Raw genomic sequence first — 15482 nt, forward strand, 5'->3', positions numbered from 1 at the left:
GAGGAGATGATTCAAACAACCATCCTTACGTTTCCTCGGTGGTTCATCCATGCATGATCGGGTCAGCGAGCCCGGCGGCTCTTCACCGCGTGCTGCGGGGTGATGTGGTCGGTGAGCGCCAGCGAGGCGCTGGCGCGCTGGTAGGAGAGCTGGGCGACCCGGACGTAGAGGCAGTCGATGAGGACGAGGACGGAGTGCCGGCCGCCGATGCTGCCGGTGCGGCCGGGGAAGATGGTCTCCGAGGAGGACGAGATGAGCCGGATGTCGGCGGCCTTGGCGAGTGCCGAGCGCGGGTCCGTGGTGATGGCGACGGTGGTGGCGCCGCGCTCCTTGGCCATCTCCAGCGGTTCGAGGGTCTCGCGGGTCGCGCCGGAGTAGGAGATGCCGACGGCCACGTCCGCCGGGGTGAGCAGGGCCGCGGAGGTGGCCGCCCCGTGCACCTCGGTCCAGCCGCGGACCGAGCAGCCGATGCGGAACAGCCGCGTCTCCGTCTCTTGCGCCACCGCGCCGCTGCCGCCGACCCCGTAGATGTCGATGCGCCGGGCGCGGGCCAGGGCCTGGGCCGCGCGCTCGATCGCGTCGAGGTCGATCCGGTCGATGGTCTGCTGGATGGCCCGCAGGTCCGTGGTGCCGACGACCTGCACGACGCGTTCGAGGGTGTCCTCGGGGGAGATTTCCGGCCCGATCTCGGCGCTGCCCCAGTCGGAGACCTCGCCGCGGCCGCGCTCCTGGGCCAGTTCGATCAGCAGGTGCTGGTAGGAGTCGAGGCCGATGGCCCGGCAGAACCGGGTCACCGTCGCCTGGGAGGTGCCGGTGCGGCGGCCCAGTTCGGCGGCCGAGCAGTGTGTGACGGCGGCCGGATCCTCCAGGATCAGCTCGCCGACCTTCCGCAGGGAGCCGGCCAGCCGCGGCAGCTCGGTCCGGATGAGAGTGGTGACGTCCGTCGGGGGCATGCAAAGAATGTATCAGCCACCGTTCAGGGGTCTGATTGAATACCAGGACCCTCCTATGATTTATTGATTCACCGTTGGAGATATATAGGGTGGTTCAAGCCATCAGTGAGCGGGGAGTGTCGCGTGTCCGTCGAGAACGTCAGCGCCGAGGGGTTCGCGCGCGAGAGCCTGGCCGTCCTCCGGCACATCACCGAGTCCGCCCGGGGGGACGTGGCCCGCGCCGCCGAACTGATCGCGCACTGTGTCCGCACCGACGGCGTCCTCCAGGCCTTCGGCACCGGCCACTCCCAGGCGATGGTCCTCGAAGTCGCCGGCCGTGCCGGGGGGCTGGTGCCCACCAACCGCCTGAGCATCGCCGACCTCGTCCTGTACGGCGGCGACGACCCGAGCGTCCTCGACGACCCGCTCCTGGAACGCCGGGCAGGCGTGGCCGCGCGCCTCTACGCTCTCGCCGCCCCGCACCGCGAGGACCTCTTCGTCATCATCTCCAACTCCGGCGTCAACAACGTCATCGTCGAGATGGCCCTGCACGCCAAGGAGCAGGGCCACAGGATCCTGGCCGTCACCTCCCTCAGCCACACCCGCGCCGTCCCCGCCGGCCACCCCAGCGGCAAGAAGCTCGCCGACCTCGCCGACGTCGTCCTCGACAACGCGGCCCCGCGCGGCGACGCCCTCCTCGAACTCCCCGGCGGTGGCGCGGTGTGCGCGCTGTCCACGCTCACCGGTGTGATGCTGGTGCAGATGGCGGTCGCGGAAGCCTCCGCCCGGTTGCTCGCCGCCGGTGAGCGGCCCCCGGTGTACGTCTCGGCCAACGTGCCCGGCGGCTTCGAGGGCAACCTGGAGCTGGAGAAGCGGTACGCCGGACGGATCCGGCGCACCGCGAGCTGAACCACTGCTCCACGGACTGCGCCACCCTGCCGTTCCGGTCCGGGCCCGCATCGAAGGCGGGTCGGCCGACCCCGCCGCCTACGTCCGTCATGTGCGCGGCCCGGAGCCGACCGGCACGGGCCGCGCCCGCCCGCAACGCGGCGGTGTTCAGGGGCATGACCGTGCCGTCTGTGCGGTCGGGGATCCACAGCGTGCCGCCGTCGAGCACCACTCTCATTCGGCCCGGCCGACAAGCGACGTCGCAAACGGACTAGTAAATGAAAATGATTATCGATAGCTTGTCGATGCGCAAAGCCCGCCCCCTCCCGGCGAGGGGCCCGCCGGGCTGCCCTGCCGTCTGAACTCATGGCACGAAAAGGGGAGTTGTGGCTCATCTGCTGCTGGTCGAGAGCTGGGTCGGATCAATGAGCAGGCTGCTGCCACGGGCGGTCCGGGAGAGCGGGCACGACTTCACGTTCCTCACCCGCGACCTGCACCACTACCTGCGCTCGGCCCAGGAGGGCGTGGCCCACCCGCTGCTCGGTGCCCGCAACGTGATCACCGCCGACACCAACGACGTCGAAACCCTGCTGCCCGAGGTGGAGCGGCTGCACGCGGTGCTGGAATTCGACGGCGTGCTCACCTCCTGCGACTACTACCTGCCGACGGCGGCCCGCATCGCCGGCCGGCTCGGCCTGCCGGGACCGGGGCCCGAAGCGGTGGCGGACGCCTGCCGCAAGGACGCCACCCGCCGCGTCCTCGCCGACGCCGGTGTGCCCGGACCGCGCTTCGCCGTGCACGAGGAGTGGGCCGACCTGGCGCGGGCCGCCCGCGAGATCGGCTACCCGCTGGTCGTCAAGCCCGTCGACCTGTGCGCGGGCATGTACGTCCGCCGCGTGGACGATGAGTCCCAACTCGCCGACGCCGTAAGGGCTTTGGCGCACTTCCCGGTCAACGCCCGCGGTCAGCGTCGCACGCCGGCCGTCCTGGTCGAGGAGCTGCTCGACGGCCCCGAGGTGAGCGTCGAGACGGTGTCCCACGCGGGCGCGGTCCAGGTCGTCGGTGTGACCGACAAGAGCATCGGCGGAGCGCCCGCCTTCATCGAGACCGGCCACATGTTCCCCGCCGCCCTGATGTCCGCCGACACCGAGGCCGCGGAGCAGACCGCCCTCGCCGCGCTCAAGGCGCTCGGCCTGGTCGACGGCGTGGTGGCGCACACCGAGATCAAGCTGACCTCGGCCGGCCCGCGCGTCGTCGAGGTCAACCCGCGCCCCGCCGGCAACCGCATCACCGAACTCGTCCGGCACGTCACCGGCATCGACCTCGCCGCCGCCTTCGTGGACGTGGCCCTCGGCCGCGCACCGGACCTGCGGCGCACGGACACCGGCCTGCGCAGCGCCGCCATCGGCTTCCTCGTACCGGACCGCGCGGGCACCCTCGAAGCGCTCGACGGCGGAGAACTCCAGGACGCCGATGGCGTGTTGGAGGCCCAGTTCGCCGAGCCCGGCAGGGAGGTGAAGGCGGCCGGCAGCAACAACGAGTACCTCGGTCACGTCATGGCCGGCGACTCCGACGGCCTCGGCGCCCGCGACCGGGTCGAGTCCCTGCTGACCGGGGTACGGGCCGGGCTGGTGATCCGATGACCACCGTCAGCGCGCCGCCCGGTCAGTCCTTCGACGGGTACGACTCGTACGACGATCTCGTGGCCCGAGTCCGCGCGGGCGCCCTCGGCCCCGACCCGGCCACGCAGCGGATCGCCGTCGCCTTCACCACCCGGCAGGCCGTACGGCACGACGGGCGCGGCACCGGCTACCGCAACGAGGTCCTCAGCCTCCGCCTCGCGGAGGCCGTCGGCTCCTGCGCGGTCGAGCCCGGGAGCCTGCCCGACGGGGCGCTCGACGACTGCGTCGGCGCGGACGTGGCCCGGCTCCTGGAGCATCCGCTGCTGCCGGTGCGGGTGGCCGCCCTCGACGCCTACCTGATGCACGTCACCCCGCACACCCCGGCCCACGGGGCGCTCGCCGCCCCGCTGCCCGCAGGGTCGTCCCTGGAGAAGTCCCGGGTCCGTGCGAAGACCGTCGTCGAGCTGCTCGACCTGCCGGCCGGGGCCACCGTCCTCGTCGTCGGCGTCGTCAACTCCCTGCTGGAGGCGCTGCGTTCACGCGGCCTGCGATACGTCCCCTGCGACCTCAAGGGCGGCGTGACGGAGTGGGACGAGCCGGTCGTCACCGACGCGCTCGCCGCGGCCGGCCGCTGCGACGCCCTGCTCGTCTCCGGCATGACCCTCGGCAACGGCACCTTCGAACCCCTGCGGCGGCACGCGCTCGCGCACCACAAGCGGCTGGTGATGTTCGCCCAGACCGGCAGCGCCGTGCTGCCGCGCCTCCTCGGCCACGGGGTGAGCGCGGTCTGCGCGGAGCCGTATCCCTTCTTCTGGCTCGACGGCGGACCCGGGGCCGTGCACTGCTACCCGGGAGGCGAGCGATGACCGCCACCGTCCTACGCCCCACCGCCCGCCCCGAACTGCTCGCCCTGCTCGGCCGGACGCCGGTCGTGCACGTCACCACCGACCTGCCCGGCGCCCACCCCGGCTTCTGGGCCAAGCTCGAAGGCCTCGCGGCCGGCGGGATGAAGGCGCGGGCCGCCGTGGCCATGCTGCTCGGGGCCCGCGAGCGCGGTGAACTGCGCCCCGGCGCGCCCGTGGTCGAGTCCACCTCCGGCACGCTCGGCATCGGCCTCGCCTTCGCGGGCCAGGCCCTCGGCCACCCGGTCGTGCTGGTCGGCGACCGTGAACTGGAGCCGTCGATGCGGCAGTTGCTGCGCTCCTACGGCGTCCGCCTGGAACTCGTCGAGCATCCGGCCGTGCAGGGCGGCTGGCAGGCCGCCCGCCTCGCAAGGCTGCGCGAGCTGCTCGCGGAACTCCCCGGCGCCTACTGGCCCGACCAGTACAACAACCCCGACAACACCGCCGGATACGCCTCCCTCGCCGCCGAACTCACCGCCCAGATCGACCACCTGGACATCCTCGTGTGCAGCGTCGGCACCGGCGGGCACAGCGCGGGCGTCATCGGCCCGCTGCGCCGCCACTGGCCCGCCCTGCGCCTCATCGGCGTCGACGCCACCGGCTCCACCATCTTCGGCCAGCCCGCCCGCCCCCGCCTGATGCGCGGCCTCGGCAGCAGCATCCACCCCCGCAACGTCGCCTACGACGCCTTCGACGAGGTCCACTGGGTCGGCCCCGCCGAAGCCGTGGACAGCTGCCGCCGGCTGGCCCGCGGCAGCTTCGTCAGCGGCGGCTGGAGCACGGGGGCCGCCGCCCGCGTCGCCGCCTGGGCGGCCCGCGTCCACCCCGGCGCGGTCGTCGCCACCGTCTTCCCCGACGGCCCGCACCGCTACCTCGGCACCGTCTTCGACGACGGCTTCACCACCACCCACGGCCTCGACCCGGCCACCGCCGCCACCCGGCCCGTGGAGATACCGCACCCCTGCGCGGCCGAGGCGGCCGGATGGGCGCGGTGCACGCGGGTCACCGATCCGCTCGGCAGCCTCCAGCCTCTGAAAGGCACCCCGTGAAAGCCCGCCTGCGCGTCGAACGCCTCCGACTCGCCGAGCCGTTGCGCATCTCCCGCTCCACGATGTCCGCACGCGAGGCGGTGTGGCTGAGCGTCGGACACGACGGGCTGCACGGCCACGGGGAGGCCGTCAGCAGCGTGTACTACGGCCTCGACGCCGACACGCTCGTACGGCTCCTGACGGCCGTCGACCTGAGCCGCTTCGCCGAGCCGGAGAGCGCCCTGGAAGCGCTGCGGGCAGGGGAGCTGGCCTCGCCCCGTGCCGTGCCGCCCGCGGTCACCGCCGCCGTGGAGTCCGCCCTCCTCGACCTGGCCGGAAAGCGCGCCGGCACACCCGTGCACCGCCTGCTGGGTGCCGCCGCGCCGCCCGTGGCCGCCACCGCCCGCACCATCGGCATCACCTCACCCCTGCACGCGGCCGCCCAGGCCCGCAGCCTGGCCGCGAGCGGCTTCCAGCTGATCAAGGTCAAGGCGGGCACACCCGACCCCGAGGACGACGTGGAGCGCGTCCGCGTCATCCGTGACGCGGCGCCCGGCGTCCGGCTGCTCCTGGACCCCAACGGGGCCTGGACCACGGCGCAGGCGACGGCCCTGCTGCCCCGGTTCGCCGGCCTCGGCGTCGAAGCCGTCGAGCAGCCCCTCGCCCCCGGCGACCCCGAGGCGCTGGCCGCCCTCGCCGAACGCTCGCCCCTGCCCGTCATCGCCGACGAGGACGCGGTGGACCTCGAGGACGCGCGCCGCCTCGCCGGACGGGTGCACGGCGTCAACGTCAAGCTCGCCAAGTGCGGCGGCGTCCACGCGGCCCTGCGCATCGCCGAACTGATCGAGGGCAGCGGCACCGAACTGATGCTGGGATGCCTCACCGCCAGCACCCTCGGCCTCGCCCCCGCCGTCCACCTCGCCGACCGCGCCCGCTGGACCGACCTCGACGGACACCTGCTGCTCGCCCACGACCCCTGGTCGGGGATCGGCGGCGCCGACGGTGTCGTACGCACCAGCGGCCTGCCCGGGCTGGGAGTCGAGGAGGTGAGGGTGGCGCATGAAGACGTGGCGTGAGATGCGCGGCTTCCCGCTCGCCGTCCAACTGCTCCTGGTCAACCAGCTCGGCGTCAACACCGGCTTCTACCTCCTCATCCCCTACCTCGCCACCCACCTCACCGACAACCTGGGCATGTCCGCGGCCGTCGTCGGAGTCGTCCTCGGCGTGCGCAACCTCAGCCAGCAGGGCCTGTTCATCATCGGCGGCTCCGCGGCCGACCGGCTGGGCGCGCGGGGCGTCATCATCGCCGGATGCGCGCTGCGGACGGTCGGGTTCGCACTGTTCGCGCTCGGCGACGGGCTGCCGGTGCTGCTCGGCGCGTCCGTGCTCAGCGGACTCGCCGGGGCGCTGTTCAACCCGGCGGTACGGGCGTATCTCTCCCAGGAGGCCGGGGAGCGCAGGGCGGAGGCGTTCGCGCTGTTCAACGTGTTCGCCACGATCGGCGCGCTGATCGGCCCGCTCCTCGGCAGCGCGCTGCTCCTGGTCGACTTCCGTACGTCCGCGCTGACCGCCGCCGGAATCTTCGCCGTCCTCACGGTGGCACAGGCACTCGTGCTGCCCGCGCGGGAGGCCGAGGCGAGCAACGGCGGAGTCCTCTCGGACTGGCGTGAAGTCCTCGGCAACCGCGCCTTCCTGGCGTTCGCCCTCGCCATGGTCGGCATGTTCACCCTGGAGAACCAGCTCTACCTGCTGCTGCCCGAGGGCGCCCGGCAGGCCACCGGCTGGGACGGCGCGGCCGGCCTCGTCTTCCTCGTCGGCACCCTCGCCAACCTCGCCCTCCAGCTGCGGATCACCCGCACCCTCAAGTCCCGTGGCGACAAGCCGCGTTGGATCGCCGTGGGGCTCGCGGTGATGGGCCTGGCGTTCCTGCCACCGGCCTGGGTGGCGGGCTCGGCATCCGACGGCCGGCTCGAAGCCGTCCCCGTCCTTCTCGGCACCCTCCTGCTCTACGTCGGCATCATGATCGCCTCACCGTTCGTCATGGACCTGATCCCGGGCTTCGGCCGCCCCGGACTCACCGGCACGTACTTCGGCATCTTCTACGTCGTCTCCGGCATCGCCGCCGCCCTCGGCAACACGGTCGTCGGCTGGGCCATGGACACCGGCAAGGCCAACGGCACCGACTGGCTGCCGTGGATCTGCTGCGCCCTGTTCGGCCTGACCTCGGCGGCCGGAGTGGCGTGGCTGCACCGGGGCGGGTCGCTGCCGGCGAGCCGGGTCCCGGCGACGACGGCTGCCCCTACGGGAGAGAGGAGCAAGGCGTGACCGGCACGGAGGGTGGAAGGGCGAGTGCGGGCTTGACCGCCGCGGAGACCGAGGAGGCGAGTGCCGACACCGCCGCCGCCCGGAACGGGGGAGCAGGCTCCGGGGCGGCCGGCTCCGGGGCCGGAGCGGCGGGGCCCGGGGTGGCTGCCGCTCGGCCCGAGCGGGCGGGGCTCGGCGTGGCTGCCGCTCGGCCCGAGCGGGCGGGGCCCGGCGTGGCTGCCGCTCGGCCCGAGCGGGCGGGGCCCGGGGTGGCTGCCGTCCGGGCGGAGCGGGCGGGGCCCGGGGTTACCGTCCAGGCCGAGCAGGCAGGGCTCGGCGTGGCTGCCGCTCGGCCCGAGCGGGCGGGGCCCGGGGTGGCTGCCGTCCGGGCGGAGCGGGCGGGGCCCGGGGTGGCTGCCGTCCGGGCGGAGCGGGCGGGGCTCGGCGTGGCTGCCGCTCGGCCCGAGCGGGCGGGGCCCGGGGTGGCTGCCGTCCGGGCCGAGCGGGCAGGGCCCGGCGTGGCTGCCGCTCGGGGCGAAGGGGCCGGATCCGGCGTGAGCGCCGCTGAGGGCGGGGCGTCGAGCTCTCGGGTGACCGCCGCACGGGCCGAAGGGCCGAGCCCCCGAATGAGCGCCGGCCGGCCCGAAGGGGCACGTGGCCGCGCGACCGCCGTCCGGAGCGGAGCGACAGGCGTCGCAGCGGCCGGCCGCAACCTGCTCACCGACAACCCCGCCCTGTACGAGGCTCGTTTCCCCGACCCCGGCCGGCTGGCGGGGCGCTGGGCCGCGGACTGCCTCGACCGTCACGGTGCCGGGGGGCGCGTGCTCGACATGGGCTGCGGAGTCGGCCGTGACGCCGCTCGTCTGCAGGAGGCCGGCCGCAGCGTGACGGGTGCCGACGTGTCCGAGGCGATGCTCGAGTACGCCCGCGTCCACCATCCGGGGCCCCGCTACGTCCGGGCCGACCTGCACGGCTTCGACTTCGGTGCGTCCGTGTCCGACGCGGTCGTCTGCCTGGACAGCTCGCTGCTGTACTGCCACACCAACGCCCAGCTGGACGGGTTCCTCGCGTCCTGTCGCCGGGCGCTCGCGCCGGGCGGGCTGATCGTCGCTGAGATGCGCAACGGGGCCTACTTCCTCGGGCGTACCGACCTGCTCGACACCCCGGCCGTCAGCGACTTCGAGTGGCAGGGCGTCAGCTACCGCTCCACCACGCACCTCTTCGTGGACCGCACCGCGCAACTGCTGCGCCGCAAGCGGGTCTGGACGTCCGACGGCGCCGCCGCGCCCGTCGAACAGCACTCCGCCTGGCGGCTGATGTTCCCGCTGGAGCTACGGCACTTCCTCGGCGCGCACGGCTTCGAAGTCCTCGAGCTCCACGACGGCCCCGGACCCCGCACCGACCCCGCCTGGCGGGAGGGCCGGTTGCCCGGCGCGACGACCGACGGGGACCGGCTGCACCTGGTGGCACGCCGTCTGAACACCACCCACTGACACACCCGACCTTCCAACGGACAAGGGACACTCATGCACGACGAACGCTTTTCCGGGCTGCGCCGCCGCGGCTTCCTCGCCGCTACCACCGGGGCCGCCGCCCTCACCCTCGTGGGCTGCGGGGGCGGCACGGAGAACACGGCGGAGAAGGGAAGCAGTACACCCAGACGCGGCGGACGGCTGCGCGCCGCCTTCGCCGGGGGCGGTGCCGGCGAGACCCTCGACCCGCACCTGGCCAACCTGTTCGCGGACGTGGCCCGCGCCAAGGCCCTCTACGACAAGCTCGCCGACTACGGCCCCGACCTGTCCGCCCAGCCCCGGCTCGCCGCCTCCTGGGAGTCCGACAAGACGCTCGACCGCTGGCAGGTCACTCTGCGCAAGGCCACCTTCCACGACGGAAAGCCGGTCACCGCGAAGGACGTCCTGTACAGCTACCGCCGGATCGCCGACCCCCAGCAGGCCTTCCGGGCCAAGGCGTCCCTGGAGCCCATCGACCTCGACGCGAGCCGCGCCACCGGCGACAACGGCATCGAGTTCGTGCTGAAGCGGCCGACGGCCGAATTCCCCAACATCCTGGCCGCGTTCGGCGCGTACATCGTCCCCGAGGGCGCCGGTGAGGCATCCGGCTTCGACACGAAGCCCGTCGGCTCCGGGCCCTTCCGCTTCGTCTCCTTCGCGCCCGGCCGCTCCGCCGTCTTCCGCCGCAACGACGACTACTGGGAGGGCGCCCCGCACCTGGACGAGCTGGAGTTCGTCGTCGCCAACGAGGAGTCCGCCCGTGTGGGCGCCCTCCTCGGCGGCCAGGTCGAGTACGCCCACGAACTGAACCCCACCACCGCCCGCGCCCACGAGGGCAAGGGCCAGATCGAGATCGTCCGGCTGCGGGGCAGCGCCATGCAGGCGTTCTGCATGAAGACCGACCGCGCTCCCTTCGACGACAAGCGGGTCCGGGAGGCGTTCTTCCTCATCGCCGACCGGCAGGAACTCGTCGACGGCGCCCTGTCCGGCGCGGGCGTCGTCGGCAACGACCTGTTCGGCAAGGGCTACGAGTACTACGCCGACAGCCTCCCGCAGCGCGCACAGGACCTCGACAAGGCCCGCGCGCTGCTCAGGCAGGCCGGCGCCGAAAAGCTCAAGGTCACCCTGGACACCTCCGCCGTCGCCGCCGGATTCACCGAGGCCGCCGGCATCTTCCGCGACCAGGCGGCCAAGGCCGGCGTCACCGTCGACGTGAAGATGGGCAGCAAGGACTCCTACTGGAGCGACATCCTCGACAACGGCACCCTGTGCTGCTACCGCTCCGGCGCCATGCCCATCGAGGCCCACATCTCCCAGCGTCTGCTCACCGACTCCACCACCAACGCCACCAAATGGCGCCACAAGGACTTCGACGCGCTGTACCGGCAGGCGCAGTCCACCCGCGACAAGACCGAACGGGCCGCCGTCTACGAGCGGATGCAGCGCCGCCTGTACAGCGAGGGCGGCTTCCTCGTCTGGGGCTTCGCCGACTGGATCATCGGAACGGCCCGCACGGTGAAGGGAGTCGAGGCGAAGGCGCCCGCCAACACGCTCGACTGGGCCCGCTTCGACAAGGTCTGGCTGGCGTGAGCAAGCGCCCGCGGACGAGCGGCCTGCGCTCCTTCGTCGCCCGGCGGCTGCTCCTCGGCGTCGCGCAGACCGTGGCCGTCGTGCTGCTGGTCTTCGCGCTCACCGAGGCACTGCCGGGCGACGCCGCGGTGGCCCTCGCGGGCGACCAGCCCGACCCCGCGCGCATCGCCGCGATCCGCGAGGCGATGGACCTGGACCGGCCGGCGTACGAGCGGCTGGCTGACTGGGCGGCAGGGCTGCTGCACGGCGACTTCGGCACCTCCCTGGTCTCCGGCCGCCCGGTGGCCCGGTACATCGCCGACGGGTTCGGCCCGAGCCTGCTGCTGGCCGCGCTCACCCTCGCCCTGCTCGTGCCGCTCGGCTTCGGGCTCGGCGTCCTCGCCGCCCGCCACGAGGGGCGGCTCGCCGACCGGCTGGTCAGCGGCGTGACCCTGGCCGTGTACGCGGTCCCCGAGTTCGCCCTCGGCGTGCTCCTGGTCACCGTCTTCGCGCTGAAACTGGCCTGGCTGCCGCCGACCGCCGTGGGCTACGGCACCGACCTGCTCGCCCACCCGGCCGCGCTCGTCCTGCCGGTGCTCGTCCTCCTGTCCCGCCCCGTCTGCTCCCTGTCCCGGCTGGTGCGGGCGGGCATGGTCGACGCCCTCGCCTCGCCGTACGCGGCCCACGCCCGCCGCTACGGCGTCCCCGGCGCCCGCGTCCGCTACGCCCACGCCCTGCCGAACGCCCTCGCCCCGGCGGCCCAGCAACTCGCCCGCACCCTCGACTGGCTGCTGTGCGGTGTCATCGTCGTGGAGGCGCTGTTCGTGATCCCCGGTCTCGGGACGGTCCTCCTCAACGCCGTCGCCGAGCGGGACGTACCCGTGGTGCAGGGGCTGGCGGTGGTGTTCGGGGTGCTGACCGTGGCCCTCAACCTCGGTGCGGACGTGGTGGCGCACCGGCTGACGCCGAGGGCGGGGGTGGCGGCATGACCCGGCGTCGCTTCGCCCTCGGCCTCGCCGTCGTCGCGGTCCCTCTCGTCCTCGCCCTCCTCGGCCCCCTGCTCACCGGAGCCCCCGGCCCCCGTTCCGCGTCCTTCACCCTGGGCGGCGGCCACTGGCTCGGCACCGACTTCGTCGGCCGGGACGTCTGGCGGCAGGTCCTGCACGGCGGCCGTACGGTCGTCCTCACCGCCCTGGCCGCGACCGCCCTGGCCTACCTCGTCGCGCTGCCCGTCGGGCTGGTCAGCGCGCTCACCCACGTACGGCCGCTGGAGGAGCTGCTGATGCGGCCGCTGGACGTGCTGCTCGCCGTCCCGTCGCTGCTGCTGATCCTGCTCGTGGCGTCCGTGTTCTCGCCGGGCGCGACCGGACTCGCGCTGCTCGTCGCGCTGGTGAACGTGCCCGACGCGGCCCGGATCGTACGGGCGGCCGCGGGCGAGGCCGCCGCCCGGCCGGCGGTGGAGGCGCTGCGCATGCAGGGCGAGACGTGGTGGCGCATCGCCGTCGGTTACGTCGGCCGCTCGGCCCTGCGCACCCTCGCCGCCGACGCCGGTATCCGCCTGACCGGTGTGCTCTACCTGGTGTCCACGGCCGCGTTCCTCGGCGTGGGCGTCGCTCCGGACGCCGCCGACTGGGCGGTCATGGTCGACCGCAACCGCACCGGCCTGTTCGTCCAGCCCTGGGCCGTGGTGGTGCCCGCGCTGCTGATCGTGGCGCTGACGACGGGCACGAACCTGCTCTTCGACGCGGCACTCGAAAAGACCCCGGCGAAGAAGGGACGACGTCCGTGAACCACGAGAGGGACCCCGTCGTGGAGCTCCGCGACCTGCGTGTCGAGATCGACGGCCGCGCGATCGTCGACGGAGTGAACCTGCGGGTGCCGCCCGGGAAGGTGACGGCCGTCGTCGGCGCCTCCGGCAGCGGCAAGACCACGACCGGGCTCGCCCTGCTGGGGGAGTACCCGCCCGGCGCCCGGGTCACGGGAGAGATCCGCCGAGCCGGCACCGGCGACCTGGTCGGATACGTGCCGCAGCACCCCGCGGCCGTCCTCAACCCGGCCCGCCGCGTCAGCGCCCTGCTCCAGGACCTCGCCCGCCCCCGGGTCCGTCACCTGCCCCGCGCCGAACGCCGTACGGCGGCCCGCGCGCTGGTTCTGCGTGCCCTGTCCGACGCCCAACTCTCCGATCCGGCCGCCATGTTGCGCCGCCACCCCCACCAGCTCTCCGGCGGCCAGCAGCAGCGTGTCGTCCTCGCCCAGGCCCTGCTGCTCGGCGCCCGCGTCGTCGTCGCCGACGAACCGACCACCGGCCAGGACGCGTTGACCAAGAGCCGCATCGTCGAGCAGCTGGCGGCGGTCGCGGCGCGCGGCATCGCGGTCGTCCTGCTCAGCCACGACCTGGACGTCGTACGGGCGCTCGCGGACGAGGTACTGGTGATGCGCGCGGGCCGGGTCGTGGAGTCGGGGCCGGCGGAGCGGCTGTGGCGGGCTCCCCGGCACGAGTGGACCCGTCGTCTGCTCGACGGGCAGCGGCCGGTCCCGCAGGAAGGGACGAACGTCGACAACGGCCAGGCAGCAGTACTGCGGGTACGGGACCTGACCGCCGTACACGGCCGCACCACCGTCCTGCGCGTCCCGCAGCTCGTCCTGCGCGCCTCCGAGTGCCTGGCCGTCGTCGGCAGGTCGGGCAGCGGCAAGACCACCCTCGCCCGATGTCTGGCAGGGCTGCACCGCGATCACGACGGTGAGATCCTGCTCGACGGCGTCGCCCTGCCGCGCAGCCTGCGCCACCGCGACCGTGCCCGACTCGCCGCCGTGCAGTACGTCTTCCAGGATGCCCGAGCGGCCTTCGACGAACACCGCGCGATCCTCGGCCAGGTGGCCCGCACCGCGGTCCGGCTGCGCGGCGCGGACGCCCGTACGGCCACCGAGGAGGCGTCGGCCACCCTGGGCCGTCTCGGCCTCTCCACCGAGCTCGCCCACCGCCTTCCCGGGGAACTCTCCGGCGGCGAACTCCAGCGCGCCGCTCTCGCCCGCGCCCTGCTCGCCCGCCCCCGGGTCCTGATCTGCGACGAGATCACCTCCGGCCTCGACACCGTCACCCGGCGTGCCCTTCTCGACCTCCTCGCCGGCCTGGTGGGCGACCACGGCGACCTGTCCCTCGTCCTTGTCACGCACGACCTGGACACCGCGCGCCTGGCCCACCGCATCGCCGTACTGGACGCGGGCGAACTCGTCGAACAGGGGTCGGCCGAACAGATCCTCACGCGCCCTCAACACCCCTTCACGGTCTCCCTCATGGAGACGACGGGACATGGGGAGCCGGGAGACGGCTCGACCGTCACCAACCGGTCAGCAGCAGGTGGTTGATCAGCAGTGCCAGCACCGCCTGTGCCGCCAGCCATCCCCGCACCCCTGTCAGCCACGCACACGCCGGCAGCAGCCACACCGCGAACGGCAGCCAGATGCGTTCCGTCTCCGCCTTGCTCATGCCGGACAGGTCCGCGACGAGCAGCGCGGTGAGCGCGGCCAGCACGAGCACACCCAGGCGGGTGTCCGGTCGCCGGCGCCGGCGGGCGAGCGTGACGGCGGTGCGCCGCAGCCCCGCCACCGTCGCCGGTCCCACGATCAGCGCCGTGCACGCCAGGTTCGCCCACACCCAGTAGCCGTACGGCCGGATGCCGCCCGAGCCCTGGTAGTAGCGGCGGACCAGCAGCCGGTACGCCTCCCACCAGTCGAATCCGGCGGCGGTGAACGCGACCGGGACGACCAGGAACCCGGCCATCAGGAACGGGAGCGGGCGGATGCGGTGCGTGCCCAGGAGAAGGGCGGCTCCGGCGATCAGGGCGAAGAGCGTCAGGCCGTACGACAGGTAGAGGGTCAGGCCGAACAGGAGGCCCGAAGCCACCCCGGTCCGCCCCGGCCGGCGTCCCGTCACCGCCAGGGCGAGGAACGCGACCGCCCAGGCCGCGACCGCCGCGAAGTAGCCGTCGGCGGACGTGCCGACCCACACGGCGGCCGGGGCCAGGACGACGAAGGGCGCGGCGCGGCGGGCGAGCGACTCGTCGGCGAGGGTCCGTACGGTGACCAGGACCGCGACCGCCGCCGTCGTGCCGACGGTGATGCACCAGGTGCCCGCCCAGCCCCCGCCGCCCAGCCCGAGGCGGTCCAGGAGGACGAAGGTGAGGGTGGCTCCCGGGGGATGGCCGGCGACGTGGGCGGGCCAGTTGTCGGGCGAGTCGATCAGGATGTGGTGGTTGAAGTCCGCGAGGGCCGCCGGGATGTCGGGGAAGCGGTCGACGACCCGGAGGTACTCGTTCCTGGTCGTCAGCTGCTCGGCGACGCCCCGGTGCCAGCCGTCGACGAGGGCGAGTGACCAGGTCCAGGCCAGGCCGGCGCCCCAGACTGCCAGGAGCAGCGCGCGCCAGGGCAGCCGACCGGCCAGGGAGGGGCCGTACGCCACGACCGCGATCCCGACCGCCAGGGCGGCCGGGGTCCCGGGGCCGACGTGCGGATCCCAGGTCGCCAGCAGGGGCGGCCATCCGACGCGGAGGGTGCCGTCCCGCGCCTGGACCGCGGTGCCGACCAGGACGGCCGTCGCCACGAGCAGCGCGGCGGCCAGGGCCGCGTACAGGTCACGTCTCAGATCGCGGTTCACGCGGAAACGCTAGGTCGCGAGGACTCGCCCGGACGGCTGACAGGCGCGGACGTCAGAGATTCGTCATGGTTC

The 15482-nt window shown here is 73.7% G+C and carries 13 protein-coding genes; 11 read left to right on the top strand and 2 right to left on the bottom strand.

Annotated features, from left to right (window positions below; all coding sequences use genetic code 11):
* Positions 1 to 62 precede the first annotated feature (62 nt).
* Complete coding sequence (locus ACZ5XS_RS04460) at positions 63 to 953, bottom strand: MurR/RpiR family transcriptional regulator (protein ID WP_468647701.1); 891 nt, start codon at positions 951 to 953, stop codon at positions 63 to 65.
* 123 nt (positions 954 to 1076) lie between these two features.
* On the opposite strand from ACZ5XS_RS04460, the gene ACZ5XS_RS04465 reads away from it, so the two are divergent.
* The 11 genes from ACZ5XS_RS04465 to ACZ5XS_RS04515 all read left to right on the top strand — a co-directional run bounded on the left by ACZ5XS_RS04465 (position 1077) and on the right by ACZ5XS_RS04515 (position 14122).
* A complete protein-coding gene (locus tag ACZ5XS_RS04465; protein WP_468647702.1) occupies positions 1077 to 1841 on the top strand; it encodes a sugar isomerase domain-containing protein in 765 nt (254 codons plus the stop codon).
* Between the two features lie 365 nt (positions 1842 to 2206).
* The gene (locus tag ACZ5XS_RS04470) at positions 2207 to 3463 is read left to right on the top strand and encodes an ATP-grasp domain-containing protein (RefSeq protein WP_468647703.1); all 1257 of its coding nucleotides are present in this window, start codon (positions 2207 to 2209) and stop codon (positions 3461 to 3463) included.
* On the top strand, positions 3460 to 4308 hold the full coding sequence (locus ACZ5XS_RS04475) for a Rossmann-like domain-containing protein (RefSeq protein ID WP_468647704.1): 849 nt from the start codon (positions 3460 to 3462) through the stop codon (positions 4306 to 4308). Before ACZ5XS_RS04470 ends, ACZ5XS_RS04475 begins: the two co-directional genes overlap by 4 nt.
* Positions 4305 to 5393 carry a PLP-dependent cysteine synthase family protein gene (locus tag ACZ5XS_RS04480; RefSeq protein ID WP_468647705.1) on the top strand — a complete coding sequence of 363 codons (1089 nt, stop codon included), beginning with the start codon at positions 4305 to 4307 and terminating at the stop codon, positions 5391 to 5393. Before ACZ5XS_RS04475 ends, ACZ5XS_RS04480 begins: the two co-directional genes overlap by 4 nt.
* On the top strand, positions 5390 to 6448 hold the full coding sequence (locus ACZ5XS_RS04485) for a dipeptide epimerase (RefSeq protein ID WP_468647706.1): 1059 nt from the start codon (positions 5390 to 5392) through the stop codon (positions 6446 to 6448). Before ACZ5XS_RS04480 ends, ACZ5XS_RS04485 begins: the two co-directional genes overlap by 4 nt.
* On the top strand, positions 6432 to 7697 hold the full coding sequence (locus ACZ5XS_RS04490; RefSeq protein WP_468647707.1) for an MFS transporter: 1266 nt from the start codon (positions 6432 to 6434) through the stop codon (positions 7695 to 7697). The genes ACZ5XS_RS04485 and ACZ5XS_RS04490 overlap by 17 nt, the downstream gene beginning before the upstream one ends.
* 605 nt (positions 7698 to 8302) lie before the next feature.
* A complete protein-coding gene (locus tag ACZ5XS_RS04495) occupies positions 8303 to 9169 on the top strand; it encodes a class I SAM-dependent methyltransferase (protein ID WP_468647708.1) in 867 nt (288 codons plus the stop codon).
* A 33-nt stretch (positions 9170 to 9202) separates the two neighbouring features.
* A complete protein-coding gene (locus ACZ5XS_RS04500) occupies positions 9203 to 10777 on the top strand; it encodes an ABC transporter substrate-binding protein (RefSeq protein ID WP_468647709.1) in 1575 nt (524 codons plus the stop codon).
* Entirely contained in the window at positions 10774 to 11745 is a 972-nt protein-coding gene (locus ACZ5XS_RS04505; protein ID WP_468647710.1) for an ABC transporter permease, read from the top strand. The genes ACZ5XS_RS04500 and ACZ5XS_RS04505 overlap by 4 nt, the downstream gene beginning before the upstream one ends.
* Positions 11742 to 12545, top strand: coding sequence for an ABC transporter permease (locus tag ACZ5XS_RS04510; protein ID WP_468647711.1), 804 nt, complete (start codon positions 11742 to 11744; stop codon positions 12543 to 12545). The genes ACZ5XS_RS04505 and ACZ5XS_RS04510 overlap by 4 nt, the downstream gene beginning before the upstream one ends.
* Positions 12542 to 14122, top strand: coding sequence for an ABC transporter ATP-binding protein (locus ACZ5XS_RS04515; protein ID WP_468647712.1), 1581 nt, complete (start codon positions 12542 to 12544; stop codon positions 14120 to 14122). Before ACZ5XS_RS04510 ends, ACZ5XS_RS04515 begins: the two co-directional genes overlap by 4 nt.
* Here ACZ5XS_RS04515 and ACZ5XS_RS04520 read toward each other — a convergent pair.
* Positions 14094 to 15410: a hypothetical protein gene (locus tag ACZ5XS_RS04520; RefSeq protein ID WP_468647713.1), complete on the bottom strand. Its 1317-nt coding sequence runs from the start codon at positions 15408 to 15410 to the stop codon at positions 14094 to 14096. The genes ACZ5XS_RS04515 and ACZ5XS_RS04520 overlap by 29 nt on opposite strands.
* Positions 15411 to 15482 lie beyond the last annotated feature (72 nt).

Source organism: Streptomyces sp. NPDC033131 (assembly GCF_055578365.1).